Source organism: Nocardioides potassii (assembly GCF_021648885.1).
Taxonomy (GTDB): Bacteria; Actinomycetota; Actinomycetes; order Propionibacteriales; family Nocardioidaceae; genus Nocardioides; species Nocardioides potassii.
The window spans coordinates 354121-377494 of the sequence record NZ_JAKJHZ010000009.1 but is presented as its reverse complement, the minus strand read 5'-3'; the positions used below and the strand labels follow the sequence as shown (position 1 = coordinate 377494).

Sequence of the window (23374 nt, the reverse complement as noted above, 5' to 3'; positions counted from 1 at the left end):
ACATCCTCCACCACCTAGGATTGCCGCCGCGCCCTTCTGGCGCACGCCGGTGTAGCTCAGTTGGTAGAGCGCTTCTCTTGTAAAGAAGATGTCGCGGGTTCGACTCCTGTCACCGGCTCCAGGCCCTCGCCGGCCGATCCTCGGCCCAGCCGCTGGTCGGGGAGACGCTCGACCGACGTGAGGCCGGGGTCATACCCGTTGCTAGCCTGCGCCGGTGGCGGAGGCTGAGGAGGAGACCCCGGGGGAGGCGTTCCGTCGAGGCGTGAGGCTGGGCGTCCCCTTCGCGATCGTCGGGTTCTTCCTGAGCGCGTCCTTCGGCGTGCTGGCCCGCCAGGCGGGGTTCAGCGTCGCGCAGGCGAGCGTGACGGCGATGATCGTCTTCGCCGGCTCCGCGCAGTTCGCCGCGCTGTCCGTGATCACGGTCGGGGGCGGGATCCCCGCGGCGTTGACGGCCGGCAGCCTGATGAACGCTCGCTTCCTCGCCATGGGCATCGCGCTGGCGCCCTCCCTGCCCGGGGGCGCGCTGAGGCGTGCCGCGCAGGGACAGGCCGTGGTCGACTCCTCCTGGGCGCTCGCCAACCGTGGCGACGGCACCTTCGACCGGTGGCTGCTGTTCGGCACGACGCTCCCGCAGTACGTCACCTGGACGACCGGCTCGGTGGTCGGTGCGGTCTTCGGCAACGCCCTCGGGGACACCCACCGGCTCGGCCTCGACGCGATCTACCCGGTGTTCTTCCTGTCGCTCCTCATCGCCGAGCTGCGCGATGCCAGGTCTCGGTGGGTGGCCATCGGTGGCGGCCTCCTCGCGCTCGGCCTGGTGCCGATCAGCCCTCCGGGCGTCCCGATCCTGGCGGCGAGCGCGGTGGCGCTCGTGGGACTGGTACGGCGGTCGCGGTGGCGTTGACCTACACGCAGGTCTGGGTGTTGATCGTCGGCCTCGCCGCACTGACCGTGCTCATCAAGGCCGCCGGACCGGTCGTGCTCGGCGGCCGGCAGCTGCCGCCCTGGTTCTCGCGGGTGACGATGTTGATGGCACCGGCGCTGCTGAGCGCGCTCGTCGTGACCTCGGTGCTGGCAGCCGGACGCTCCTGGTCCGTCGGTGCCCACACCGTCGGCGTCGGCGTCGCGGTGGTGATGCTGTGGCGACGGTGCTCGCTGGTGCTGTGCGTGGTGGTGGCCGTCGCGGTCACCGCGGGGCTGCGGGCGATCTGACCGCGTCCGTCGTACACGTGTCCGCCTCGTGGCCCTCGGACCGGCCGTCGAGGGGCCACGTCGCGGACACGTGTCCGCGGGTGACGTCAGCGGACCTGCTCGACCTCGAACTCGTTCGCCGGGGACGCGATGGCGTCCTGCGCCGCGACCAGGCGGAGCTCGCGCTCGCCGGAGTCAAGGGTCTCCTTGAGCACCGCGAAGACCGACGAGGCGGTCCGGCCGAGAGCCTCGGCGGGCGAGCCGGTCTCCTTGAGGTGGGCGGTGAAGAGGGCGGCGGTGATGTCGCCGGAGCCGTTGGCCTTCATCGGCAGGCGGGGCGTGCTGACCAGCCAGGCGCCGTCGGCGGTGACCGCGAGCATCTCGATCGTGTCGTCGGCCGCACCCTCCCGGTCGACCGAGGTGACGAGCACCGTCGACGGGCCGAGGTCGCGCACCTGGTCGACCGCGACGAGGATGTCGTCGAGCGACGAGGTGCTGCTGAGGCCGTCGCGGTCGGTGATGAAGCCGAGCTCGAACTGGTTGGGCGTCAGCACGTCGGCGACGGGGATGACGGTGGAGACGTACTTCGGCGGGATGGCCGGGTTCACGAAGCAGCCCGAGGTCGCGTTGCCCATGACCGGGTCGCAGGTGTAGGTCGCCGCCGGGTTGGCCGCCTTGACCTGCGCGACCGCGTCGACGATGACGTCGGCGATCTCGGGGGACCCCTGGTAGCCCGACAGGACCGCGTCACACGACGCGAACGCACCGCGCTCGCCGATGCCGGTGATCACGGCGGCGACGTCCTCGGCCGCGATCAGCGGCCCGCGCCATGCCCCGTACCCGGTGTGGTTGGAGAAGTTCACCGTCAGCACCGGCCACACCTCGTGGCCAAGGCGCTGGAGCGGGAAGACGGCGGCGGAGTTGCCGACGTGGCCGTAGGCGACGTGGGACTGGATCGAGAGGACGCGCATCCCGTCAGGCTAGTCGCGCCGGTCAGGCCACCTGCAGGGACCGCTTCGACAGGCCCATCCAGTAGCCGTCGATGACCTGGATGCCCGGGGCGTCGGCGGCCGTCGCGGCGCCCAGCGTCACGAACAGCGGCGTGTAGTGCTCGACGGTCGGGTGGGCGTACGGCATCCCGGGCGCCTTCGCCCTGTAGTCGGACAGCAGGTCGACGTCACCGCGCGCCAGCGCATCGGCGGCCCACAGGTCGAAGTCGACCGACCAGCCGGGCGCCTCCGCCTCGATGCGGAACTCCTTCAGGAACGGCAGGCCGTGGGTCAGGAAGCCCGAACCGATGATCAGCACGCCCTCCTCGCGCAGCGGGCGCAGCCGCTCGCCGAGCTTCATCAGCCGGTGCGGGTCGTCGGTGGGCAGCGACATCTGCAGGACCGGGATGTCCGCCTCGGGATACATGATCTTCAGCGGCACCCACGCCCCGTGGTCGAGGCCGCGGGAGACGTGCTGGTGGACCGGCTCGCCGTCCGGCATCATCGCCGCCACCCGCTGCGCGAGCGCCGTGGCGTCGGGCGTCGCGTAGGTCATCTCGTAGTACTTGGGCGCGAACCCGCCGAAGTCGTAGACCAGCGGCGCTCCGCTCGCCGACAGGCTGACCGGCGCGGACTCCCAGTGGGCGCTGACGATGAGGATCGCCTTCGGGCGCGGCAGGTCGCCCGCCCACGCCGCGAGCTGGCCCGACCAGATCGGGTCGTCGAGCAGCGGCGGCGCACCATGGCCGATGTACAGCGCGGGCATCGCAGTGGTCATGACATCCTCAATAGTTCGGGATTCAACTATATTCCCGCGGTAGTCCAGTGGCAATCGGTCGTCGATCGCCCGTGATGACGACAGGTTCCCACTGGACTACCCCCGCGGCGGGACGTCGTCGTACGTCGGCAGCGTCCAGTCGATCGGGGAGGCGCCCTGCTGCTCGAGCAGCCGGTTGACCCGGCTGAACGGCTTGGAGCCCAGGAACCCGCGGTGCGCGCTCAGCGGCGACGGGTGGACGGACTCGACGGACGGGACCGACCCGAGCATCGGCTTCAGTGACTGCGCGGGCCGGCCCCAGAGCACGGCCACGCAGGGTCCGCCGCGCTCGGCGAGCGCCGTGATCGCCCGTTCGGTGACTGCCTCCCAGCCCTTGCCCTGGTGGCTGTTGGAGTCGCCGGGCCGCACGGTCAGGCACCTGTTGAGGAGCATCACGCCCTGGTCGGCCCACGCCGACAGGTCGCCGTGGCGCGGCGGCACGATGCCGAGGTCGTCGCGCAGCTCGAGGTAGATGTTGCGCAGGCTCGGCGGCAGGGGCCACACGTGCCGCTCGACCGCGAAGCTCAACCCGATCGGGTGCTGGGGGTTCGGGTAGGGGTCCTGCCCCACCACCAGCACCCGTACGTCGGCCAGCGGGCGCTCGAACGCCCGGAAGATCCGCTCGGCGGCGGGCTGGTAGCCGCGACCGGCAGCCGACTCCTCCTGCAGGAAGCGCCCCATGGCCGCGATCTGCTCGTCGACCGGGGCGAGCGCCTCGGCCCAGTCGGGAGCAACGCGACCCTTCTCGACGAGGCCGGCGAGGGAGCTCATCGCGTGGTCCCGGACGCCGGCCGCTGCAGCCGGTCGAGGAAGGCGACCAGCAGCGCCTCGCGCATCGCCGGCGAGGCGACGTCGAGCATCGCGTTGACCTCGGCCATCCGCGTCGGCAGCTCGAGGTCGCCCTCGGCGGACGCGCCCACGAGGCCCGACGCGGCCAGCAGCCCGTCGAAGTCGTCGTCGCCCAGCGCCGCCGGGTCGAGCGCCTCGATGAAGGCGACCACGCCCTCGTCGACCGCCACCGGCCCGGCCGACTGCGCCGCCGCCACCGACTCGCCCAGCGCTGTCGCGAAGTCCTGGACGTGCGCGAGCGTCCCGGCGCTGACCGACAGGTGGATGCTCGGCCCGTGGTCGCCGTACGACAGCTGCGGCTGGACGTACCAGCCGCGCGACACCAGCTCGTCCGTCAGCGTGAACGGGTCGAGCGTCTCGTCGGTCGCCAGCGTGACGAGCGTGGAGTCGGGCGCCACGACGAGGTGCAGTGCGGGCTCCTGCTCGATGCACGCGACGATCGCGTCGACGGCCGCGAACGCCCGGTCGGTCAGGTCGGAGTAGCCCTCGTCGCCGAGGTGCTGGACGACCGCCCAGGTCCCGGCGATCGGGCCGCCCGACCGCGTCGACTGTGTCGTCGCGTTGAGCATCGTGTAGCCGGGCCAGGCGGCCGAGGCGAAGAACTGCGGCTTGCGCAGCGACGGGTCACGGTGCAGCAGCAGCGAGGTGCCCTTGGGGGCGTAGGCGTACTTGTGGGTGTCGACCGAGATCGAGGTGACGCCCTCGACGGCGAAGGTCCACGGCGGCACGGTGCGGCCGAGCCGAGCGGCGTAGGGCAGCACCCACCCGCCGATGCACGCGTCGACGTGGCAGCGCACGCCACGCGCCGCTGCCGCCGCGGCGACCTCGGTGACCGGGTCCACGACGCCGTGGGCATACGACGGCGCGCTCGCCACCACCAGCACGGTGTCGTCGTCGATCGCGTCCGCCATCGCACGCGGCTCGGCCCGGAAGTCCGCACCGACGGGCACGATCACCGCCTCGACGCCGAAGTAGTGCGCGGCCTTGTGGAAGGCGGCGTGCGCGGTCGCGGGCAGCACCATCCGCGGCCGTACGACGTCCGGGCGGGCGTCCCGGGCACCCTGGACGGCCAGCAGGATCGACTCCGTGCCGCCGGAGGTCACCGTGCCGACGGCACCCTCGGGCGCGTCGAGCAGGCCGCACGCGAAGCCGACCAGCTCGTTCTCCATCTGCAGCAGCGAGGGGAACGCCGTCGGGTCGAGGGCGTTGGACGCCGCGTAGGCGGCGACCGCCTCGCGCGCGACCCGGTCGACCTCGGGGACGCCGGAGTCGTAGACGTAGGCGAGGGTGCGGCCCCCGTGCACGGGGAGGTCGGCTCCCTGCAGCGCCTTGAGCCGGTCGAGCGGGTCGGTCATCGGGAGCCTCCGGGTCCGTGGGTGGCAGCCGCCACCTCGGCGGTGTCGAGGGTGTACTGCTGCAGCCACCACAGGCTGACGACCGTCAGCGCTGCCGGCACCAGGGAGAAGCCCAGGGCGATCGCGGTCAGCGCGGAGCCGGGCTGGCTGATGTCGCGTCCCTCGCTCGACAGGTAGCCGCCCAGCGCGAGCATCAGCGCGAACAGCGCCGGGCCGAGCGCGAGGCCGAGCGTCTCGCCCGCGGTCCACACGCCGGTGTAGACGCCCGCGCGGTTCTCGCCCGTCCGCGCGGCGTCGACCGCCGCCACGTCGGGCAGCATCGCCATCGGGAAGACCTGGCAGCCGGCGTAGCCGACGCCGACCAGCCCGGTCGCGACGAAGGTCCATGCGTCGTTGCCACCGCGCGCCAGGATCGCGAGGGCGGCACCGGCGGCGAGCAGCAGCGACGCGGCGACGTACCCCTTCTTCTTCCCGACGCGCTCGCCCCACCCTGCCCACAGCGGCGTCAGGAGCAGCGCGGGCCCCACGAAGCAGACGAAGAGGATCGTCGCGGCGCCCGTGCGGCCGAGGAGGTCCTCGGCGACGTAGGCGACGCCCGCGAGCATGCAGCCGGTGGCGAGCGCCTGCAGGACGAAGGTCGTCAGCAGCACCCGGAAGTCGCGCGCCTGCCCGACCACCCGCAGCTGCTCGCGCAACGTGCCTGCGCCCGCGGTGACGGCGCCGATCGGGGCGGACCGCGTGCCCCACCACGCGCTGACGACGCCGACGAGGATGACGAGCGCCATCACGACGCCCATCACGCGGTAGCCGTCGCGTCCGCCGACCGCGTCGCGGATCACCGGTGCGGTCGCCCCGGCGAGCATGATCGTGAGGGCGAGGATGGCCACCCGCCACGTCATCAACCGGGTGCGTTCGTCGTACGACGTCGTGATCTCCGCCGGCATCGCGACGTAGGGCACCTGGAAGAAGGCGTACGCCGACGCTGCCAGGACGAAGAACACCAGCACCCACCCGGCCTCGAGCCAGCGGCTGTCGAGGTCGGGCGCCGCGAAGATCAGTGCGAAGGCGCCGGCCAGCATCAGGCCGGCCCGGATCAGCCAGGGCCGACGCGGTCCGGCGGGGTCGATCGTGCGGTCGCTGACCCGACCGGCCACCGGGTTGAGCAGGACGTCCCAGCCCTTCGGCAGGAAGACGACGACGCCGGCCCACAGCGCCGCGATGCCGAGCTCGTCGGTGAGGTAGGGCAGCAGCATCAGCCCGGGCACCGTGCCGAAGGCACCGGTGGCGACCGACCCGCTGCCGTACCCGATCCGGACCCCGCGCGACAGGCGCGCGGCCTCGCCCGGCGAGGCGGTGGCCGTCACCGCTGGCCCAGCGCCCGGGAGCCCGACGAGCCGTAGCGGCGCGAAGGGTTGGACCCGATCGCCGAGGCGGACGCGGCCCGCTTCGGCGCGGCCTTCTTCGCGGGGGACTTCTTCGCGGCGGTCTTCTTTGCAGCGGTCTTCTTCGCAGCAGTCTTCCGCGTGGGTGCCTTCGTCGCTGGCTTGTTGCGGGCAGCGCGCGTGCGCACCGGCAGCGTCCCCGCCGACCACTGGGCGACCCACTCGTCGATGACCTCCCAGGTCGTGCCGCGGGCGGCGCGCCCGGTCAGCATGCCGAGGTGACCGCCGGGCACGACCTCGAACCGCACCTGCTCCGATCCCGACAGCAGGGGTACGACGGCGCGCACGGCCGCCAGCGGCGCGATGCCGTCGGTGTTGCCGGCGAAGACCAGGACCGGCACGGTGATCGCGGACAGGTCGATGGTCCGGTCGCCGACCTCCATGCTCCCGGCGGCGAGGGCGTTGCCCTTCACGAAGCGGTGGTAGAGCTGGCCGAACGTGCGGCCCGGGTAGGCGGTCATGCTCGACATGAAGCGGGTGACGGCCTCCATCTGCTTGAGGTAGTCGGCGTCGTCGAGGTGGGTCGCCACGGCGAGCGGCTTCATCACGACCTTCTGGGCGGAGGCGGCGGTGAAGGCCCAGTTCACGATCGGGACCGGTACGCCGCCCAGCGCCCGGTAGGCGCGCGTGACGAGCCCAGCGCCCTGGCCGAGGTTGAGCAGCGGCCGGACGGGGGCGACCAGCGGCACCTTCGTGACGTCGACGGGGGATCCGACCACGGTGAGGGACGCGATCGGCAGGTCCGTCCGGTCGGCCGCGACCAGCAGCGCGAAGATCCCACCCAGGCTCCACCCGACGAGGTGCACGCCCTTGCCGCCGGAGTGCTCGTGCACGGCGCGGATCGCCTCCGGCAGGACCTCGTCGACCCAGTGCTCGACGCCCAACGCCCGGTCCTTGAACGACACCTGCCCGTACTCCACGAGGTAGGTCGGACGACCGCCGGTGACCAGGTGCTCGACGAGTGAGCAGTCGCGACGCAGGTCGAAGCACAGCGAGGGCGCCGCCAGCGGGTTCACCAGCAGGACCGGGTCGCCGGTCTCCTCGACGCCCGCGACCGGGCGGTAGTGGTAGACCTCGCGCAGCACGCCGTCGTCGATGAGCGTCCGGGGCATCGGGCGCAGGTCGGCGAGGCCGCCGTAGAGCAGCGTGTGGGCGACGTTGCCAGCGGCGGCGACCACCTGCTCGGGGGTGGGGATCAGGTCCATGCGAGAAATCTACGCATCGGTGCATCCGACCGGCCGGGTCGCGCCGAGAAGGGGGCGACGGGCGCACTTCGGCGCCCCTGACGGAAGGACCCCTGATGCGACGCGTACCCGCACTGATCGCCACCTCCGCCCTGGCCCTCGGCGCCATCACGGCCGCCGCTCCCGCCGCGAACGCCAAGACGGTCGGCGAGGACAGCCTGGCCACGCTGCTGACCTCCGACGGCGACGAGTTCGACAACAACTCCAAGGACTTCGACATCCTGACGCAGGCTGCCTTCGCCGTGGTCGCGGCGAAGCCCGACTCGAAGGTCGCGGTCGTCGCCGACGGCACGAAGCGCGCCACGGTGTTCGCGCCCACCGACCAGGCGTTCCGCGTGCTGGTGAAGGACCTGACCGGCAAGACCATCAAGAGCGAGAAGAAGATCTTCGAGTCGCTCGTCGCGCTGGCCGGCGTGGACACCATCGAGAGCGTCCTGCTCTACCACGTCATCCCGGGCAAGACGCTCACCAGCGGCAAGGTCCTCAAGGCCGACGGCGCCAAGCTCATGACCGCCAACGGCAAGACGCTCAAGGTCGACGTCCGCAAGAAGCCCTCGCTGCGCATCACGCTCAAGGACAAGGACAAGGGCGCCCAGGACGCGAAGGTCATCCTGAGCGCGCTCGACCTCAACAAGGGCAACAAGCAGGTCGCCCACGGCATCGACCGGGTCCTGCGCCCGATCAAGCTCAGCAACTGATCAGGGCGACCGCCGCCTGACCAGCACAGCCTGACGTGAGCCGGATGGGGGACGCGCATGAGCATCATCGCGTTCCCCATCCGCACGCCCCGGTACGGTGGCCCGGTGGTGACCGAGGCGGTGGCGTTCGACGACGATCAGGAGACTGATGTCGAGACCGTCGCCGCGCGTCTCGTCGCGGGCGACGAGACGGCCGTCGAGGAGGTGTACGACCGGTGGTCGGCGCTGGTCCACACGTTCGCGCTCCGCGCCCTGGGTGACGCCCACGACGCCGAGGACGTCACCCAGCAGGTGTTCGTCGCCGCCTGGCACAGCCGGCACACCCTGACCCCGAGCCCCGCCGCCCTCCCGGCCTGGCTCATCGGCATCGCCCGCCACAAGATCGCCGACGTCCGCGCGGCCCGCGCCCGCGACGCCCGCAAGGCCGAGGCCGCACTGGCGGTCGACGGCGTCGGCCTCGCCGCCGAGCAATCCGCCGACCACGACGTCGCCGAACGACTGGTCGTGAGGCAGGTCGTGCAGGACCTGCCCGACCCGCGCAAGACCATCCTGTTCCTCGCCTTCTGGGAGGAGCAGAGCCACGCCGAGATCGCCGAGGCCACCGGGCTCCCGCTCGGCACCGTCAAGAGCCACGTCCGTCGTGGCCTGATCCACATCCAGCAGCAGCTCGAGGGGGTGCGCCGTGAGTCACGCTGAGCTCGACGACCTCGCCGGCATCGCCCTCCACGACGACGACGTCCCCGCCGACGTCCAGGCCCACATCGACTCCTGCCAGCGCTGCTCGGAGGCGGTGGCCGCGTTCGTCGCCGCCCGTGCCCTCGCCGGCGCCGGTCCGCTGGTCGACGCGCCGGCGCACGTGCGCGACGAGGTGCTCGCCGGCCTGCGGGGGTCGCGCGACACCGCTGCCGCGGAGGCTCCGCCCGCCCCCATCCCGCTGCCCGTCGCGCCGGTCGTGCCCCTCGCGGCCACGTCGACCAGGCGCGGCGTCGCGCCCTGGCTCGCCGGCCTCGCCGCCGCCGTCGCCCTCCTCGCCGGGCTCGGCATCGGCCGCCTCACCGGTGGTGCCGACCCCGCACCCGAGGCCGTCGACCCCACGCCCGAGACGGTGGTCGGCGTGGCCGACCTCACCGCTCTCGACTCCGACGCCCCGCGGGGCGTGGCGGACGCCGTCGAGCAGGGCGACACCATGACCGTCCGCGTCAGCGCCGAGGAGCTCGGCGACGACGCCGGCGTGCACGAGGTCTGGCTGATCAACGTCGACGGCAAGCGGATGGTCTCCATCGGCCTGCTCCCGTCCGGCGACAAGGGGCAGTTCGAGGTGCCGATGGACCTCATCGAGAAGGGCTACCGCATCGTCGACATCTCGATCGAGCCCGACGACGGCGACCCGGCGCACTCGGGCGTCAGCCTCGCGCGCGGCGAGCTCGCGTAGATCGCAGGCGCTCCTGACCCCTCCGGGCGGGGCGGTGCTCGACAGGCGCGCACCCGAGGGCTAGGCATGTCTCCATGAAGTGGAGGTACGCCATCCTCGGTGGCACCGCGGCGGCCGCGGCGGCGACGACCGTGCACGACCTGGTCCAGACGAAGCACGCGATCATCCGCAACTACCCGGTCGTGGGACACGCCCGCTACTTCCTCGAGCGGTTCGGGCCCGAGCTGCGCCAGTACATCGTCACCAGCAACGACGAGGAGCGGCCGTTCAGCCGCGACCAGCGGCGCTGGGTCTACGCCAGCTCCAAGCTGGAGAACAACTACTTCGGCTTCGGCACCGACAACGACGTGGAGACCCTCGAGGGCTACCCCGTCATCAAGCACCGCACCTTCACCGGTCCGGGAGCCGCCACCATGCCCCACGCCCAGGAGGAGATCGTCCTGCCGTGCTCGAAGGTGATGGGCGCGGCACGCGGTCGTACGCACGCCTTCCGCCCGCAGTCGGTGGTCAACATCTCCGGCATGAGCTTCGGCTCGCTGTCCGGCAAGGCCATCGAGTCGCTCAACAAGGGCGCCGCGATCGCCGGCTGCCTGCAGAACACCGGGGAGGGTGCGCTGTCCCCGCACCACCGCCACGGCGGCGACATCGTCTTCCAGATCGGCACCGCCTACTTCGGCTGCCGCGACGAGCGCGGGAAGTTCGACATGGACCGGCTGGTCGACCTCGTGCAGTCCGCGCCGGTCCGGGCGATCGAGATCAAGCTCAGCCAGGGCGCCAAGCCCGGGCTGGGCGGCATGCTGCCGGGGGAGAAGGTCAGCAGGGAGATCGCCGAGATCCGTGGCATCCCGGAGGGCAAGGACTGCGCCTCGCCTAGCCGTCACGAGGTCTTCCACGACGTCGACTCGATGCTCGACTTCGTCGAGAGCGTCGCGGAGCGCACCGGGTTGCCCGTCGGGATCAAGTCGGCCGTCGGCAACCTGACGATGTGGGACGAGCTCGTCGAGGCGATGTCCGGCGGCGGCCGCGGCGTCGACTTCATCAACGTCGACGGCGGCGAGGGCGGCACCGGTGCCGCCCCGATGATCTTCGCCGACTCGGTCGCCTACCCGTTCCGGATCGGGTTCGCGGAGGTCTACCGACGCTTCGCCGAGGCCGGGCTCACCGACGACGTCGTCTTCATCGGGGCCGGCAAGCTCGGCATCCCCGAGAACGCGGTCGTGGCGTTCGCGCTCGGTGTCGACATGGTCAACGTCGGTCGCGAGGCGATGATGTCGATCGGCTGCATCCAGGCCCAGAAGTGCCACACCGACCACTGCCCGGTGGGTGTCGCGACGCAGGACCCGCGCTACACCCGCGGGCTGGACGTCAGCCTGAAGAGCGTCCGGGCGGCCAACTACGTCCGCTCGCTGCGCCGTGACCTGCTCAAGGTCTCCGAGGCGGTCGGGGTCGTGCACCCCGGCCTCATCGCGCCGCGCGACGTCGACTTCGCGACCGGCACCCGCTCGAGCGTCGGCCTGGCCGAGACCTACGGGTACGACCCCTCGTGGCCGCGGCTGGGGGAGGGGCTGGTCCGCGAGGTCGAGGCGATCATGGTCGGCCAGGACGCGACGTCGCACGCCGTGGTTGAGCACCGCCCCTGACCGCTTCCCGACCGCCCCCAGACCGCCCATGGCCGACGCGGCACGGCCGGGCGGAGGGGTGTCAGCCGGCCCGCGAGCGGCGTACGTGCTTGTCGTGCTGCTCCGGCAGCGAGCTGAGCTCGTCGAGGAAGTCGCGCGCCCACTTCGAGACGTCGTTGGCCACGACCTGCTTGCGCATCGCGCGCATGCGTCGGCCGGTCTCCTTGCTGTCGGCGGCGAACGCCTCCATCAGCGAGGCCTTCATCCCGTCGATGTCGTAGGGGTTCACCAGCCAGGCCTGTCGCAGCTCCTGGGCCGCGCCGGCGAACTCCGAGAGCACGAGCGCGCCGTCGTTGTCGAAGCGGCAGGCGACGTACTCCTTGGCGACGAGGTTCATCCCGTCGCGGAAGGGCGTGACGACCATGACGTCCGCCGCCCGGTAGAAGGCCGCCATCTCCTCGCGCGGGTACGAGTTGTGCAGGTAGTGGATCGCCGGGTGGCCGATGCGGCCGTGGTCGCCGTTGACGCGGCCGACGAGCATCTCGATCTCGTCGCGCAGGATCCGGTACTGCTCCACGCGCTCCCGCGAGGGCGTGGCGACCTGGACGAAGACGGCGTCCTCGACGTCGATCTCCCCGTCGCGGACCAGCTCGCCGAAGGCGCGCAGCCGCGAGTAGATGCCCTTGGTGTAGTCGAGTCGGTCGACGCCGAGGAAGATCTTGCGGGGGTTGCCCAGCGCCGCCCGGATCTCGGCGGCGCGCTGCTCGACGCCCTCGGAGCGCGCGAGCTCCTCGAAGCCGGCGGTGTCGATCGAGATCGGGAACGCGGTCGCCTTCACCGGCCGGCCGTCGGGGAGGTAGATCGTGTCGCGGTGGGTCTTGTGCCCCACCCGGCTGCGCACGAGGCGGACGAAGTTGGCCGCCGCCCCCGGCAGCTGGAAGCCGATGAGGTCGGCGCCGAGCAGGCCCTCGAGGAGCTGTCGGCGCCACGGGAGCTGGGAGAACAGCTCGGCCGGCGGGAACGGGATGTGGAGGTAGAAGCCGATCCGGAGGTCGGGGCGCTTGGCCCGGAGCATCTGCGGGACCAGCTGGAGCTGGTAGTCCTGCACCCACACGGTGGCGCCGTCGGCGGCGACCTCGGCCGCGCGATCGGCGAAGCGCTGGTTGACCTCGACGTAGGACTCCCACCACTCGCGGTGGAACTCCGGCTTGGCGATGACGTCGTGGTAGAGCGGCCAGAGGGTGCCGTTGGAGAAGCCCTCGTAGAACTCCTCGACCTCCCGGGCGCTCAACGAGACCGGCACGAGCGAGAGGCCGTCCTCGACGAACGGCTCGACGTCCTCCTCGTCCGCCGAGCCCGGCCAGCCGATCCAGGCCCCGTCGTTGGCCCGCAGGACCGGCTCGAGCGCGGTGACCAGGCCGCCGGGGGAGGTCCGCCACGACACGCTGCCGTCCGCGTTGTGCACCCGGTCCACGGGCAGGCGGTTGGCCACGATCACGAGGTCGGCCTGGTGGTCCGACGGGTGGTCTGCCTTCTGGGCTGGGCTCACGCGGCAACCCTAACGAGCGCCGCCCTCGAGCAGGTCACCCCGCGGTGTCGTCCGTGGGGCACCCTTCCGCGCGAGATCGAGCGGTTTGTCCAGACGACTCGCCGGAGGCGAATGACATCGTTGTCGTTCGTCGCCTAGACTCACCCCTGTCCACCCGGTCACGGGCGGGTGTGGGGTCGAGGAGGAGATGGCAATGGAAGCAGCGTCGCACGTCGGTGCCGGGCAGGAGACTGCCGCCGCGGGGCTGAGCCAGCGCGACCGCGAGATCCTCGAGTTCGAGCGGCACTGGTGGAAGTACGCCGGTGCCAAGGAGCAGGCGGTCCGCGAGAAGTTCGACATGTCGTCGACCCGCTACTACCAGGTGCTCAACGCGCTCATCGACCGTCCGGAGGCCCTCGAGGCCGACCCGCTCCTCGTCCGCCGCCTGCGTCGCCTCCGTGCGTCGCGCCAGCGCCAGCGCTCCGCCCGCCGCCTCGGCTTCGAGGTCTGACGCAGCGAGACCTGATCCACCGACCCAGACCCGTCGACCCTGACCACCACTCACGATCGGTCCTTCCCCATGGCCTTCTTCCCCAGTCCTGGCCGTCCGACTCCTCGCCGTTCCGCCCGTCGTGGGCGTGACGAGCGGGGCGTGGCCTTCCCGTCCCCCGTCGTGATGCTCTCGGTCCTCGCCGTCGCGATGGCCGCGGTCACCTTCGTCGCCACGCGCGACCAGGCGCCGACCGAGCGTCGCGTCGACAACACCGCCACCATCGCGAGCGCCGAGCGGACGCCGACGCCCACGCCGGTCCCGACCAAGGAGCCGAAGCCCGAGCCGCGGGTCAAGCGCGGCGAGGTCTACGTCGAGGTCTTCAACAACTCCGGCATCAAGGGCCTGGCCGCCACCACCGGCCAGAAGGCCACGACGGTCGGCTGGAACGTCGTCGGCGAGGACAACTGGTACGGCGTCGTGCCCACCACCACGGTCTACTTCCCGCCGCGGCTGAAGGCCGCCGGGAAGCAGCTCGCCCTCGACCTCGGCATCAAGCGCACCGCACCCGCTGTGGGCGAGATGAAGCGCGACCGGCTCACGATCATCCTGACCACCGACGCCCCCCAGTAGGTGAGCCAGTAGGCGAACCGGTAGGCGAGCCACGCGCGGCGCGTGATTGGCTTGGCCGCATGGAGTTCACCTCCGACGACGCGCGCGCCCACTACGACGCCGTACGTGCCGTCCTCGACGGTGTGGTGGTGGGCCTGGACTTCGACGGCACGCTCTCGCCCGTCGTCGACGACCCGGAGGCCGCCCGCCTCCACCCCGGCGCTCCCGGCGCGCTGCTCGAGCTCGCGGAGGTGGTGCGCGCCGTCGCGGTGATCACCGGCCGGCCCGCCCGGCAGGCGGTGGCGATGGGCGACCTCGACGCGCTCGGCAACGCGATGCTCGACCGGGGGGCCGAGCTCTTCGTCTTCGGCCAGTACGGCAACGAGCGGTGGTCGGCGACCGACCAGAGGATCCGCTCGCCCCGGCCGCCGGCGGGCCTGGCGACGTTCGAGCGGGAGCTGCCGTCCGTGCTGCGCAGGGCCGGCGCCGGTGACGCCTTCATCGAGGAGAAGGGCCTCGCCGTCGCCGTGCACACGCGCCGGATGGACGACCCGGCCGGCGCGCTGGAGCGGCTCCGCGGCCCCGTCGCCGAGCTCGCCGAGCGCCACCACCTCACGATCGAGCCGGGGCGCAACGTCGTCGAGGTCCGCTCCGGCGACATGCACAAGGGACAGGCCGTCCGCGCGTTCGTCGCCGAGCAGGAGGCGTCGGGGATCGTCTTCGGCGGCGACGACCTGGGCGACATCGAGGCCTTCGAGGCCGTACGGGCCCTCCGCGCCGACGGCCTGCCGGGGCTCGTGGTCTGCTCGGCCTCGCACGAGCAGCCGGACCTCGAGGAGCTCGCCGACGTCGTGGTGGACGGCCCGTCCGGCGTGGTCGACCTCCTGACCCGCCTGGCGTCCCCGGTGCGCACCTGACTCACTGTCCGCTAGTTGAGACGTCCATCCACATGGTGGACCCGCGTCGCGCGGCGCGCGCCGTCCCGCCTACTCTGGTCCTGCTCATCACGAGGGACTGAGGGAACGGCCCGACGAAGTCCCGGCAACCACCCATGAGCCTCCTGTCCGGTCCGTCCGGCAGCCATGGGAGCAGGTGCCAAATCCGACCCACGCGAGAGTCGCGGGGACAGATGAGAAGGAGGACTTCATGAGCACCGTGCTGGACGAGAACACCACCGCCACGACCGAGGGCGGAGGCCGCGGGCTGCGCGAGGGCGCCTTCGGCAACGCCCGTTCGCTCTCCTGTCGCGAGTGCGGGCACGAGGTCGAGCTCGGACCGTCGTACGCCTGTCCGGAGTGCTTCGGCCCCCTCGAGGTGGCCTACGACTTCCCGGCCGTGACGCGCGAGGAGATCGCCGCCGGCCCCCGCAACATCTGGCGCTACAAGGCGCTGCTCCCGGTGCCCGACGACATCGAGCAGAGCCCCAACACCGAGCCCGGCTTCACCCGGCTGCTCGAGGCGAGGAACCTCGCCCGCGAGCTCGGCATCGACAAGCTCTGGGTCAAGGACGACTCGACCAACCCGACCAACTCCTTCAAGGACCGCGTCGTCGCCTGCGCCCTCAGCGCGGCCCGCGAGCTCGACGCGAAGGTCTTCGCCTGCCCCTCGACCGGCAACCTCGCCAACGCGGTCGCCGCGGCCGGTGCCCGCGCCGGCATCACGACGGTCGTCTTCATCCCGAGCAACCTCGAGAAGCCCAAGCAGGTGAACTCGGCCGTCTACACCGACCGCCTGGTCGCCGTCGACGGCAACTACGACGACGTCAACAAGCTCGCCTCCGAGATCGCCGGCGAGGAGGAGGGCTGGGCGTTCGTCAACGTGAACGTGCGCCCCTTCTACGCCGAGGGATCCAAGACGCTCGGCTACGAGATCGCCGAGCAGCTCGGCTGGCGGCTGCCCGACCAGATCGTCATCCCCGTCGCCTCGGGCTCGCAGCTGACGAAGGTCGACAAGGCATTCAAGGAGCTCATCGCGCTCGGCCTCGTCGAGGACAAGCCCTACAAGGTCTTCGGGGCCCAGGCCACCGGCTGCTCGCCGGTCTCGGTCGCCTACAAGGCCGGCACCGACGCGATCCGCCCGGTGAAGCCCGACACGATCGCCAAGAGCCTCGCGATCGGCAACCCGGCCGACGGCATCTACGTCCTCGACATCTGCCGGAACAGCGGTGGCGCCGTCGAGGACATCAGCGACGACGAGGTCCGCGAGGGCATCCTGCTCCTCGCCCGCACCGAGGGCATCTTCACCGAGACTGCCGGAGGCACGACCGTCGGCGTGCTGAAGAAGCTCGTCGAGACCGGCCAGCTCGACACCTCGCTCGAGACCGTCGTCATCAACACCGGCATGGGCCTCAAGACCCTCGACGCGGTCGCCGACCGCGTCGGCCCCGCCGCCACCATCGCGCCGTCCTACGACGCCTTCGTGGCGTCCGGCGTCCTCTGAGGGTTTCGAGGCTCGCACCTCAACCACCGAAAGAAAGAGAGCACATGAGCGTCTCGGTCCGCATCCCCACCATCCTGCGCACCTACACCGGTGGTGAGTCCGAGGTGAGCGCCGAGGGCGACACCCTGGCCGCGGTCCTCGACGACCTCGACGCCAGCTACGCCGGCATCAAGGGCCGCATCCTCGACGAGGCCGGCAAGCTGCGGCGCTTCGTCAACGTGTACGTCGGCAACGACGACGTGCGCTTCCTCGACGAGCTCGACACCCCGACGCCCGACGGCGTGCAGATCTCGGTCATCCCGGCCGTGGCCGGAGGCTGAGCGACGGAACCGGGCCCGTGCCGCCCGCAGCTGGTCGATGGACGAGCTCTACTCGTTGGTCCGGGAGGCCCGGGCGGAGGCCGACCGGGTCGACGTCGACTGGACCCGGCGCGGCGTGCCGCGCTCGATCGTGGTCGACCCCCGCGCGACGGTCGCCGACGAGGAGACCTACTACTCCGTGACCGCGAGCAGGCTCTGAGGCGTCATCGAGCCCGTACGCCGACCACAGCGGCGTTGCCGCGTGCGTCGACCGTGATCTCGGCCACCGCGCCGTCCTGCAGGAGACGCTCGGTCTCGTGCGCCCGGTCCTGCGGGAGGAAGAAGCTCTCGATCCCGCAGCGGACCTGCCACGAGCGGTCGTCGCAGGCGAGGTAGGGCCCGTCGGCCGGGCGCTCGCGCGACCACTCGCCGGCGGTCCAGACCCCGCCGTCCTCGACCAGAGTGACGTAGAGGTCGCCGCCGTCGCCGGACGACGACGGGTCGTGGTGCAGGTCGGGGTAGTCGAGGGCGACGTAGGCCCCTCGGAACGGGTCGACGGGGTCGACGGGCGCCACCCGGACGACGTACGTGTCGCCGAGCACGCGCGCGGAGAGCTGGGGTGCGACGGCCACGCCGACGAGGGCGAGCTGGCCCAGGGCGATCACGGCCGTGGAGGCGATGCGGTTCATCGGGGTGCTCCGTCCGAGTCGACGTCGGTGGCGGTGGAGTCGAGGGCCTGGACCAGCTCGCGGCGGCCGCGGTCGGCGATGAAGCCGGAGCCGAGGAAGACGGTGCCGAGCACCACGAAGAGCCAGGCGCCCGTGACGATGGGGGCGAAGACGGCGAAGCTCTGGAAGGTCGTGAAGACCACGAGCCCGCTCATCGCCATCCACGTCAGGGTGGAGTGCTCGCGGACCGTCCCGAGCGCCACCAGCGCGACGGCGAGGACGACGTAGGCACCGACGGAGACCGCGGCGTGCAACCAGTCGGACGCGTCGACGTCGCTCACGTCTGAGCCGGTCGACCATAGGCCGAGCAGCGTCGCGGCAGCCAGGACGGCCAGCGCGCCGACAGGCTCGAGACGTCGTACGCCGTTGCCGACGAGGAGCGCGGCGAGGGCCGCGAGCCCGGCGGCGGCGAGGGTGACGACGAGCCACGGTGTCCAGCGGACCCCGTCGCTGCCGATGTCGGGGACGGCAGCGGCGAACAGCGCCAGCAGTGCCATGCCGCCCGCGACGGTGCGCCAGGTCCGGGCGAAGCGGGGGAGCCGGCCGTCGTGGACGACCGCGAGGCCGGCGGCGAGCACGGACGCGGCACCCAGGAGGACGACGACGGTGAGGCCGCTCTGCTCGTCCCACAGGGGCTGGGCGAACCACCAGCCGAGCCCGGCCAGAAGGCCGACGACGAACGGCACGTGCGCGCGGACGAGGTAGCCGTGCAGCAGCGCGCCGGCGCCCCAGAGCCCGAGCAGGCGCGGCTCGAAGGCGGGGACCTGGAGGGACTGGGCGGCCTGGAAGACCACGGCACCGGTGCCGAGCGCGGCGAGGAGCCGGACAGCGCCGACGAGGGCGGGCGACGACCTCCGGGCGGCGAGGACCTCGCCACTGGCGAGGAACACCAGCCAGAGGGCGGTCACCGCGACGAAGCGGGCCGTCGGGGAGAGCTGCTCGAGGTTGGCGGCGACGAGCCAGATGAGGCCGATGCCGACGAAGCCGCCGCCGACGCTGAGCAGGACGCGGCCGATGCTCGAGCGGGCGTGCTGGTCGGAGCGGTAGGTCTCGCAGATCCGGGCGGCCTGGTCGGGGGTGATGATCCCCCGCGAGGTCCAGTCGGCGACCTCGGTCCGCAGCCAGGCCAGCTGGTGCGGCGGCACGGAGCGGGTGGGCAGGAGGGCAGTGTGCGTCATACCGTCAGCGTGACCACGGCGGGAGCGGACGTCCTGAGTACGAGGACCCAACCTGCGTGAGCCGTTGGGCCCTGCGTCGCCCGGGGTTGGGCGGCGGTCCACCTCGGTGTGGTTGAAGAGGGGCGTGGGAACGCACCTGACCCGGACCGGCGTGGCCCTGACGATGGCTGGCGGCGCCGTGGCGGGAGCCGCCTACGGCGCCCGTGGGCTGCTCGCGCGCCAAGCCGCACAGGCCCGACGCGCCATCGGGAAGCCGCTCGGACAGCAGCCGCCCGACGCGGACCGGCACTGGAAGAAGTCGTACGGCGACCCGGTGGACCTGCTCGTCGTCGGGGACTCCATCGCCGCCGGTCTCGGCGCGGAGAAGGCCAAGCACACCCTCGGTGGCCGGCTGGCGCGCGGGATCGCCCGCCACGAGCGTCGCTCCGTGCGCCTGCGCACCGCGGCCGTAGTGGGTTCGGAGAGCAGCATGCTCGCCGGGCAGCTCGCGTCGCTGCCGGCGTCGTACGCCCCCGACGTCGCGGTCGTCGTGGTCGGCGGCAACGACGTCACGCACCGCGTGCCGGTGGCCGATTCGGTGCGTCACCTCGTGGACGCCGTCGACGCGCTGCGGGCCCGAGGCGCGGGTGTCGTCGTCGGGACGTGCCCCGACCTCGGTGCGCTGCGACCGGTGCCGCAACCGCTGCGATCGCTGGGCTCGCGAGCCTCCCGCCAGCTCGCGGAGGCGCAGCGGGTGGCCGCGCTCGAGCACGGCGCGCACGTCGTCTCGCTGGCGCACGTGGTGGGTCCGTTCTTCATCACCAACCCCGACGAGATGTTCAGCCTCGACCGCCTCCACCCCAGTGCGCACGGGTACAAGCGGACCGCGAAGGCCATGCTCCCGTCGGTGCTGACCGCGCTGGGGGTGGTGCAGGACCTGCCGTTCGGGCACCACGCACCCGCGGCCGACGGGTCAGGTTAGGGTTCGCGGGTGCGAACGACTGCTCGACGAGCCGGACAGGTCGTCAAGAGGGCCGCCCAGAAGGCGGGGCGCCTGCAGGAGCCGCCCGCACCGGAGCCGCCCGTCGCCGCGGACCCGAAGGCCGAGCGCCGCAAGCGGCTGCTCGCAAGCAACCTGACCGAGCTCGCCATCGAGTTCAAGACCGACAAGTGGGGCGTGCACCGCTACACCCCCCACTACGAGCGCCACCTCGAGCACCTGCGCGGCGAGTCGTTCACGCTGCTCGAGCTCGGCATCGGCGGCTACAAGAAGCGGCGCAAGAGCGGCGCCTCGATGAAGATGTGGCGCTGGTTCTTCCCCCGCGCGCGCATCGTCGGCCTCGACATCGAGGACAAGACGTGGCTGACCCGCGGCCACATCCACACCTACCTCGGCGACCAGACCGACCCGGAGATCCTCAGCCGGATCATCGACGAGCAGGGGGCTCCGCTTGTCGTCATCGACGACGGCAGCCACATCCCCGCCCACGTGCGCGAGTCGTTCAGGATCCTCTTCCCGCAGATGCCCGACGGCGGGATCTACTGCATCGAGGACATCCAGACCTCCTACTGGCCGGCCTGGGGCGGGGAGATCGACCCCCGCGCGCCGGGCACCTCGATGGACCTCGTCAAGGACCTGATCGACGGCCTCAACCACGAGGAGTTCCTCGTCGAGGGCTACGAGCCCACCTACACCGACCAGTGGGTCCGGGCCGTGCACTGCTACCACAACCTCGTGATCATCGAGAAGGGCGACAACCGCGAGGGCTCCAACCGCGACGCCGTCGCCCACGAGCTCTACGGCAAGTCGGAGCTGCCTTCCTCATGACGGTCCTCCTCGTCACCAGTCGGGACCTCCCGGCCGGTGAGCCGGGTGCGGCTGCGCTGGACGCGGCCCTCGGCGCGCGCGGCGTCGACTCGCGGTGGGTCGTGTGGGACGACGCGTCCGTCGACTGGTCGTCGGCATCGCTGGTCGCGGCACGCTCACCGTGGGACTACACCGAGCGGCCCGAGGAGTTCCTCGCGTGGGCGCGCTCGCTCGAGCAGGAGCGACTGCTCAACGGCGCCGACGTCTTCGCGTGGAACCACGACAAGCGCTACCTCCTGGACCTCCACCGGCTCCCCACGGTGCCGACCGCGTGGGTCACCAGCGCCGCCCAGCTCGTCGCCGCTGTCGACGACCTCGGCACTGCGGTCGTCAAGCCCGCCGTCGGTGCCGGCGGCATCGGCCTGTCCGTCCTCGGCGCCGGTCTCGACCAGGCAGCGGCCGAGGTGCACGTGGAGGCCGGCGCGGTCGTCGTACAGCCGCTGGTCACCTCGATCCGCACGCGCGGCGAGGTCTCTGTCTTCGTCATCGACGGTGTACCGGTGTGCCAGGTCGTCAAGGTGCCGGTGGGCGAGGAAGTGCGGGTGCACGAGGAGTACGGCGGCTCGTCGACCGTGGTGCCGCTCGACCCGGCGTGCGTGGACCTGGCGCTCGCGGCCCTCGCGGAGGCGGAGGCGCGCTTCGGCCGACGGCTCGACTACGGGCGCGTGGACATGCTGTGGTGGGCGGAGCGGTGGGTGGTCGGCGAGCTCGAGCTGATCGAGCCCGGGCTCTACCTCGACGTGGCGCCGGGCAACGCCGATCCGTTCGCCGAGATGGTCGTCCGGAGGCTCGGCTGAGCCGTTTGCACTCTCGGGGGTCGAGTGCTAAACATGAGGTTGGCACTCTCGTCATGAGAGTGACAACGACCCAGGTGATGCTGAGGTCCGCGAAGCCGGCGTGAATGGATCGCCGGGGGAGCGGTCCGTCCGTCGCGGGCAGCCCGCCTGAGGTCCCCACACAGACTCACGTCGAAGGAATCGCGAAGAGCCATGCCGAAGCTGATTGCTTTCAACGAGGAGGCCCGCCGCGGGCTCGAGCGGGGTATGAACACCCTCGCCGACGCGGTCAAGGTCACCCTCGGCCCCAAGGGCCGCAACGTCGTCCTGGAGAAGAAGTGGGGCGCCCCCACGATCACCAACGACGGCGTCTCGATCGCCAAGGAGATCGAGCTGGAGGACCCCTACGAGAAGATCGGCGCCGAGCTGGTCAAGGAGGTCGCCAAGAAGACCGACGACGTCGCCGGTGACGGCACGACGACGGCCACCGTGCTCGCCCAGGCCATGGTCCGCGAGGGCCTGCGCAACGTCGCGGCCGGCGCCAACCCGATGGGCCTGAAGCGCGGCATCGAGGCCGCCGTCGCCGCCGTGTCCGAGCAGCTGCTCGCCATGGCGAAGGACGTCGAGACCAAGGAGCAGATCGCGTCCACCGCGTCGATCTCCGCCGCTGACACCACCGTCGGCGAGATCATCGCCGAGGCGATGGACAAGGTCGGCAAGGAAGGCGTCATCACCGTCGAGGAGTCCAACACCTTCGGGCTGGACCTCGAGCTGACCGAGGGCATGCGGTTCGACAAGGGCTACATCTCGGCCTACTTCGCCACCGACCTCGAGCGCATGGAGGCCGTGCTGGAGGACCCCTACGTCCTCATCGCCAACTCCAAGGTGTCGACGGTCAAGGACCTGCTCCCGCTGCTGGAGAAGGTCATGCAGTCCGGCAAGCCGCTGCTGATCATCGCCGAGGACGTCGACGGCGAGGCGCTGTCGACCCTGGTCGTCAACAAGATCAAGGGCACCTTCCGCTCCGTGGCCGTCAAGGCCCCCGGCTTCGGTGACCGCCGCAAGGCCATGCTCCAGGACATCGCCATCCTCACCGGTGGCCAGGTCATCTCCGAGGAGGTCGGCCTCAAGCTCGACACCGCTGGTCTCGAGCTGCTCGGCCAGGCCCGCAAGGTCGTCATCACCAAGGACGAGACCACCATCGTCGAGGGCGCCGGCGACCAGGCCCAGATCGAGGGCCGGGTCAACCAGATCCGCGCCGAGATCGAGAAGTCGGACTCCGACTACGACCGCGAGAAGCTCCAGGAGCGCCTCGCCAAGCTCGCCGGCGGCGTGGCCGTCATCAAGGTCGGCGCGGCCACCGAGGTCGAGCTCAAGGAGCGCAAGCACCGCATCGAGGACGCCGTCCGCAACGCCAAGGCTGCGGTCGAGGAGGGCATCGTCGCCGGCGGCGGCGTCGCGCTCGTCCAGGCTGCTGCCACCGCGTTCGACAAGCTCGACCTGTCGGGCGACGAGGCCACCGGCGCCAACATCGTGCGCGTCGCCACCTCGGCCCCCCTCAAGCAGATCGCGGTCAACGCCGGTCTCGAGGGCGGCGTCGTGGCGGAGAAGGTCGCGAACCTCGAGGCCGGTCACGGCCTCAACGCCGCGACCGGTGACTACGTCGACATGATCGCCGAGGGCATCATCGACCCGGCCAAGGTCACCCGCTCCGCGCTGCAGAACGCCGCATCGATCGCCGCGCTGTTCCTCACCACTGAGGCCGTCGTGGCCGACAAGCCCGAGAAGGCGCCGGCCATGCCCGGCGGCGACATGGGCGGCATGGGCGGCATGGACTTCTGA

At 71.7% G+C, this 23374-nt stretch carries 24 protein-coding genes, 1 tRNA gene, 1 pseudogene and 1 riboswitch; of the genes and pseudogenes, 17 read left to right on the top strand and 9 right to left on the bottom strand.

All coding sequences use genetic code 11. The features are described 5' to 3' along the window. Positions 1-45: 45 nt before the first annotated feature. The 3 genes from L2K70_RS15590 (at position 46) to L2K70_RS15580 (ending at position 1212) form a co-directional block, all read left to right on the top strand. Positions 46-121 (top strand) — tRNA-Thr (locus tag L2K70_RS15590). A gap of 93 nt (positions 122-214) precedes the next feature. Further along, on the top strand, positions 215-904 hold the full coding sequence (locus tag L2K70_RS15585; protein WP_236403206.1) for an AzlC family ABC transporter permease: 690 nt from the start codon (positions 215-217) through the stop codon (positions 902-904). Then, positions 895-1212 (top strand): AzlD domain-containing protein, encoded by a 318-nt coding sequence (locus L2K70_RS15580; protein ID WP_236403205.1) that lies wholly within the window; start codon positions 895-897, stop codon positions 1210-1212. The genes L2K70_RS15585 and L2K70_RS15580 overlap by 10 nt, the downstream gene beginning before the upstream one ends. Positions 1213-1298: 86 nt before the next feature. Here the strand turns inward: L2K70_RS15580 and pdxY are convergent, their stop codons facing one another. From pdxY to L2K70_RS15550, 6 genes are all read right to left on the bottom strand, one after another. Next, positions 1299-2162 (bottom strand): pyridoxal kinase PdxY, encoded by an 864-nt coding sequence (gene pdxY, locus L2K70_RS15575; protein ID WP_236403204.1) that lies wholly within the window; start codon positions 2160-2162, stop codon positions 1299-1301. Between the two features lie 22 nt (positions 2163-2184). Continuing rightward, on the bottom strand, positions 2185-2958 hold the full coding sequence (locus L2K70_RS15570) for a dioxygenase family protein (protein ID WP_236403203.1): 774 nt from the start codon (positions 2956-2958) through the stop codon (positions 2185-2187). Positions 2959-3054: 96 nt separating this feature from the next. Continuing rightward, positions 3055-3768 carry a uracil-DNA glycosylase gene (locus tag L2K70_RS15565; protein ID WP_236403202.1) on the bottom strand — a complete coding sequence of 238 codons (714 nt, stop codon included), beginning with the start codon at positions 3766-3768 and terminating at the stop codon, positions 3055-3057. Then, on the bottom strand, positions 3765-5201 hold the full coding sequence (locus L2K70_RS15560; RefSeq protein ID WP_236403200.1) for a pyridoxal phosphate-dependent decarboxylase family protein: 1437 nt from the start codon (positions 5199-5201) through the stop codon (positions 3765-3767). Before L2K70_RS15560 ends, L2K70_RS15565 begins: the two co-directional genes overlap by 4 nt. Continuing rightward, positions 5198-6565, bottom strand: coding sequence for an MFS transporter (locus tag L2K70_RS15555; protein WP_236403197.1), 1368 nt, complete (start codon positions 6563-6565; stop codon positions 5198-5200). Before L2K70_RS15555 ends, L2K70_RS15560 begins: the two co-directional genes overlap by 4 nt. Then, positions 6562-7848 carry an alpha/beta fold hydrolase gene (locus L2K70_RS15550; protein ID WP_236403194.1) on the bottom strand — a complete coding sequence of 429 codons (1287 nt, stop codon included), beginning with the start codon at positions 7846-7848 and terminating at the stop codon, positions 6562-6564. Before L2K70_RS15550 ends, L2K70_RS15555 begins: the two co-directional genes overlap by 4 nt. 95 nt (positions 7849-7943) lie before the next feature. On the opposite strand from L2K70_RS15550, the gene L2K70_RS15545 reads away from it, so the two are divergent. From L2K70_RS15545 to L2K70_RS15530, 4 genes are all read left to right on the top strand, one after another. After that, positions 7944-8585: a fasciclin domain-containing protein gene (locus L2K70_RS15545; protein ID WP_236403191.1), complete on the top strand. Its 642-nt coding sequence runs from the start codon at positions 7944-7946 to the stop codon at positions 8583-8585. Positions 8586-8642: 57 nt separating this feature from the next. Continuing rightward, positions 8643-9281 (top strand): RNA polymerase sigma factor, encoded by a 639-nt coding sequence (locus L2K70_RS15540; RefSeq protein ID WP_236403190.1) that lies wholly within the window; start codon positions 8643-8645, stop codon positions 9279-9281. After that, positions 9268-10017 carry an anti-sigma factor gene (locus tag L2K70_RS15535; protein ID WP_236403188.1) on the top strand — a complete coding sequence of 250 codons (750 nt, stop codon included), beginning with the start codon at positions 9268-9270 and terminating at the stop codon, positions 10015-10017. Before L2K70_RS15540 ends, L2K70_RS15535 begins: the two co-directional genes overlap by 14 nt. Before the next feature lie 74 nt (positions 10018-10091). Beyond that, complete coding sequence (locus tag L2K70_RS15530) at positions 10092-11657, top strand: FMN-binding glutamate synthase family protein (protein WP_236403183.1); 1566 nt, start codon at positions 10092-10094, stop codon at positions 11655-11657. A 61-nt stretch (positions 11658-11718) separates the two neighbouring features. Here L2K70_RS15530 and L2K70_RS15525 read toward each other — a convergent pair whose 3' ends face one another. Continuing rightward, the gene (locus tag L2K70_RS15525) at positions 11719-13185 is read right to left on the bottom strand and encodes an alpha,alpha-trehalose-phosphate synthase (UDP-forming) (protein ID WP_236403182.1); all 1467 of its coding nucleotides are present in this window, start codon (positions 13183-13185) and stop codon (positions 11719-11721) included. 193 nt (positions 13186-13378) lie between these two features. On the opposite strand from L2K70_RS15525, the gene napA reads away from it, so the two are divergent. The 6 genes and pseudogenes from napA to L2K70_RS15495 all read left to right on the top strand — a co-directional run. After that, positions 13379-13675: a nucleoid-associated protein NapA gene (gene napA / locus L2K70_RS15520; RefSeq protein ID WP_236403181.1), complete on the top strand. Its 297-nt coding sequence runs from the start codon at positions 13379-13381 to the stop codon at positions 13673-13675. Between the two features lie 141 nt (positions 13676-13816). Then, complete coding sequence (locus tag L2K70_RS15515; protein ID WP_236403178.1) at positions 13817-14287, top strand: LytR C-terminal domain-containing protein; 471 nt, start codon at positions 13817-13819, stop codon at positions 14285-14287. 59 nt (positions 14288-14346) lie between these two features. Continuing rightward, positions 14347-15183, top strand: a complete 837-nt coding sequence (gene otsB / locus L2K70_RS15510; protein ID WP_236403177.1) for a trehalose-phosphatase — start codon at positions 14347-14349, stop codon at positions 15181-15183. 81 nt (positions 15184-15264) lie between these two features. Beyond that, positions 15265-15402, top strand: a riboswitch (SAM riboswitch). A gap of 10 nt (positions 15403-15412) precedes the next feature. After that, positions 15413-16705 carry a threonine synthase gene (gene thrC / locus L2K70_RS15505; protein ID WP_236403173.1) on the top strand — a complete coding sequence of 431 codons (1293 nt, stop codon included), beginning with the start codon at positions 15413-15415 and terminating at the stop codon, positions 16703-16705. Between the two features lie 44 nt (positions 16706-16749). Beyond that, positions 16750-17025, top strand: coding sequence for a MoaD/ThiS family protein (locus tag L2K70_RS15500; RefSeq protein ID WP_236403169.1), 276 nt, complete (start codon positions 16750-16752; stop codon positions 17023-17025). Between the two features lie 19 nt (positions 17026-17044). Beyond that, positions 17045-17224: pseudogene (locus L2K70_RS15495) on the top strand (DUF6174 domain-containing protein); the annotation flags it as partial. Positions 17225-17228: 4 nt separating this feature from the next. Here L2K70_RS15495 and L2K70_RS15490 read toward each other — a convergent pair. Both L2K70_RS15490 and L2K70_RS15485 read right to left on the bottom strand, forming a co-directional pair. Continuing rightward, the gene (locus L2K70_RS15490; RefSeq protein WP_236403159.1) at positions 17229-17693 is read right to left on the bottom strand and encodes a GDYXXLXY domain-containing protein; all 465 of its coding nucleotides are present in this window, start codon (positions 17691-17693) and stop codon (positions 17229-17231) included. Beyond that, entirely contained in the window at positions 17690-18910 is a 1221-nt protein-coding gene (locus tag L2K70_RS15485; RefSeq protein ID WP_236403158.1) for a DUF2157 domain-containing protein, read from the bottom strand. The genes L2K70_RS15490 and L2K70_RS15485 overlap by 4 nt, the downstream gene beginning before the upstream one ends. Before the next feature lie 124 nt (positions 18911-19034). Here L2K70_RS15485 and L2K70_RS15480 point away from each other — a divergent pair, with 124 nt between their 5' ends. From L2K70_RS15480 to groL, 4 genes are all read left to right on the top strand, one after another. After that, entirely contained in the window at positions 19035-19871 is an 837-nt protein-coding gene (locus L2K70_RS15480; protein WP_236403157.1) for an SGNH/GDSL hydrolase family protein, read from the top strand. Between the two features lie 9 nt (positions 19872-19880). Next, the gene (locus L2K70_RS15475; protein WP_236403156.1) at positions 19881-20717 is read left to right on the top strand and encodes a hypothetical protein; all 837 of its coding nucleotides are present in this window, start codon (positions 19881-19883) and stop codon (positions 20715-20717) included. Further along, positions 20714-21553, top strand: coding sequence for an ATP-grasp domain-containing protein (locus tag L2K70_RS15470; protein WP_236403155.1), 840 nt, complete (start codon positions 20714-20716; stop codon positions 21551-21553). The genes L2K70_RS15475 and L2K70_RS15470 overlap by 4 nt, the downstream gene beginning before the upstream one ends. Positions 21554-21745: 192 nt before the next feature. Further along, entirely contained in the window at positions 21746-23374 is a 1629-nt protein-coding gene (gene groL, locus L2K70_RS15465; RefSeq protein WP_236403154.1) for a chaperonin GroEL, read from the top strand.

Bases quoted from the DNA above. Each gene is read 5' to 3' on its own strand.
- pdxY (WP_236403204.1), bottom strand. From the start codon at position 2,162: ATGCGCGTCCTCTCGATCCAGTCCCACGTCGCCTACGGCCACGTCGGC.
- L2K70_RS15570 (WP_236403203.1), bottom strand. From the start codon at position 2,958: ATGACCACTGCGATGCCCGCGCTGTACATCGGCCATGGTGCGCCGCCG.
- L2K70_RS15565 (WP_236403202.1), bottom strand. From the start codon at position 3,768: ATGAGCTCCCTCGCCGGCCTCGTCGAGAAGGGTCGCGTTGCTCCCGAC.
- L2K70_RS15560 (WP_236403200.1), bottom strand. From the start codon at position 5,201: ATGACCGACCCGCTCGACCGGCTCAAGGCGCTGCAGGGAGCCGACCTC.
- L2K70_RS15550 (WP_236403194.1), bottom strand. From the start codon at position 7,848: ATGGACCTGATCCCCACCCCCGAGCAGGTGGTCGCCGCCGCTGGCAAC.
- L2K70_RS15545 (WP_236403191.1), top strand. From the start codon at position 7,944: ATGCGACGCGTACCCGCACTGATCGCCACCTCCGCCCTGGCCCTCGGC.
- L2K70_RS15540 (WP_236403190.1), top strand. From the start codon at position 8,643: ATGAGCATCATCGCGTTCCCCATCCGCACGCCCCGGTACGGTGGCCCG.
- L2K70_RS15530 (WP_236403183.1), top strand. From the start codon at position 10,092: ATGAAGTGGAGGTACGCCATCCTCGGTGGCACCGCGGCGGCCGCGGCG.
- napA (WP_236403181.1), top strand. From the start codon at position 13,379: ATGGAAGCAGCGTCGCACGTCGGTGCCGGGCAGGAGACTGCCGCCGCG.
- otsB (WP_236403177.1), top strand. From the start codon at position 14,347: ATGGAGTTCACCTCCGACGACGCGCGCGCCCACTACGACGCCGTACGT.
- thrC (WP_236403173.1), top strand. From the start codon at position 15,413: ATGAGCACCGTGCTGGACGAGAACACCACCGCCACGACCGAGGGCGGA.
- L2K70_RS15500 (WP_236403169.1), top strand. From the start codon at position 16,750: ATGAGCGTCTCGGTCCGCATCCCCACCATCCTGCGCACCTACACCGGT.
- L2K70_RS15490 (WP_236403159.1), bottom strand. From the start codon at position 17,693: ATGAACCGCATCGCCTCCACGGCCGTGATCGCCCTGGGCCAGCTCGCC.
- L2K70_RS15485 (WP_236403158.1), bottom strand. From the start codon at position 18,910: ATGACGCACACTGCCCTCCTGCCCACCCGCTCCGTGCCGCCGCACCAG.
- L2K70_RS15470 (WP_236403155.1), top strand. From the start codon at position 20,714: ATGACGGTCCTCCTCGTCACCAGTCGGGACCTCCCGGCCGGTGAGCCG.
- groL (WP_236403154.1), top strand. From the start codon at position 21,746: ATGCCGAAGCTGATTGCTTTCAACGAGGAGGCCCGCCGCGGGCTCGAG.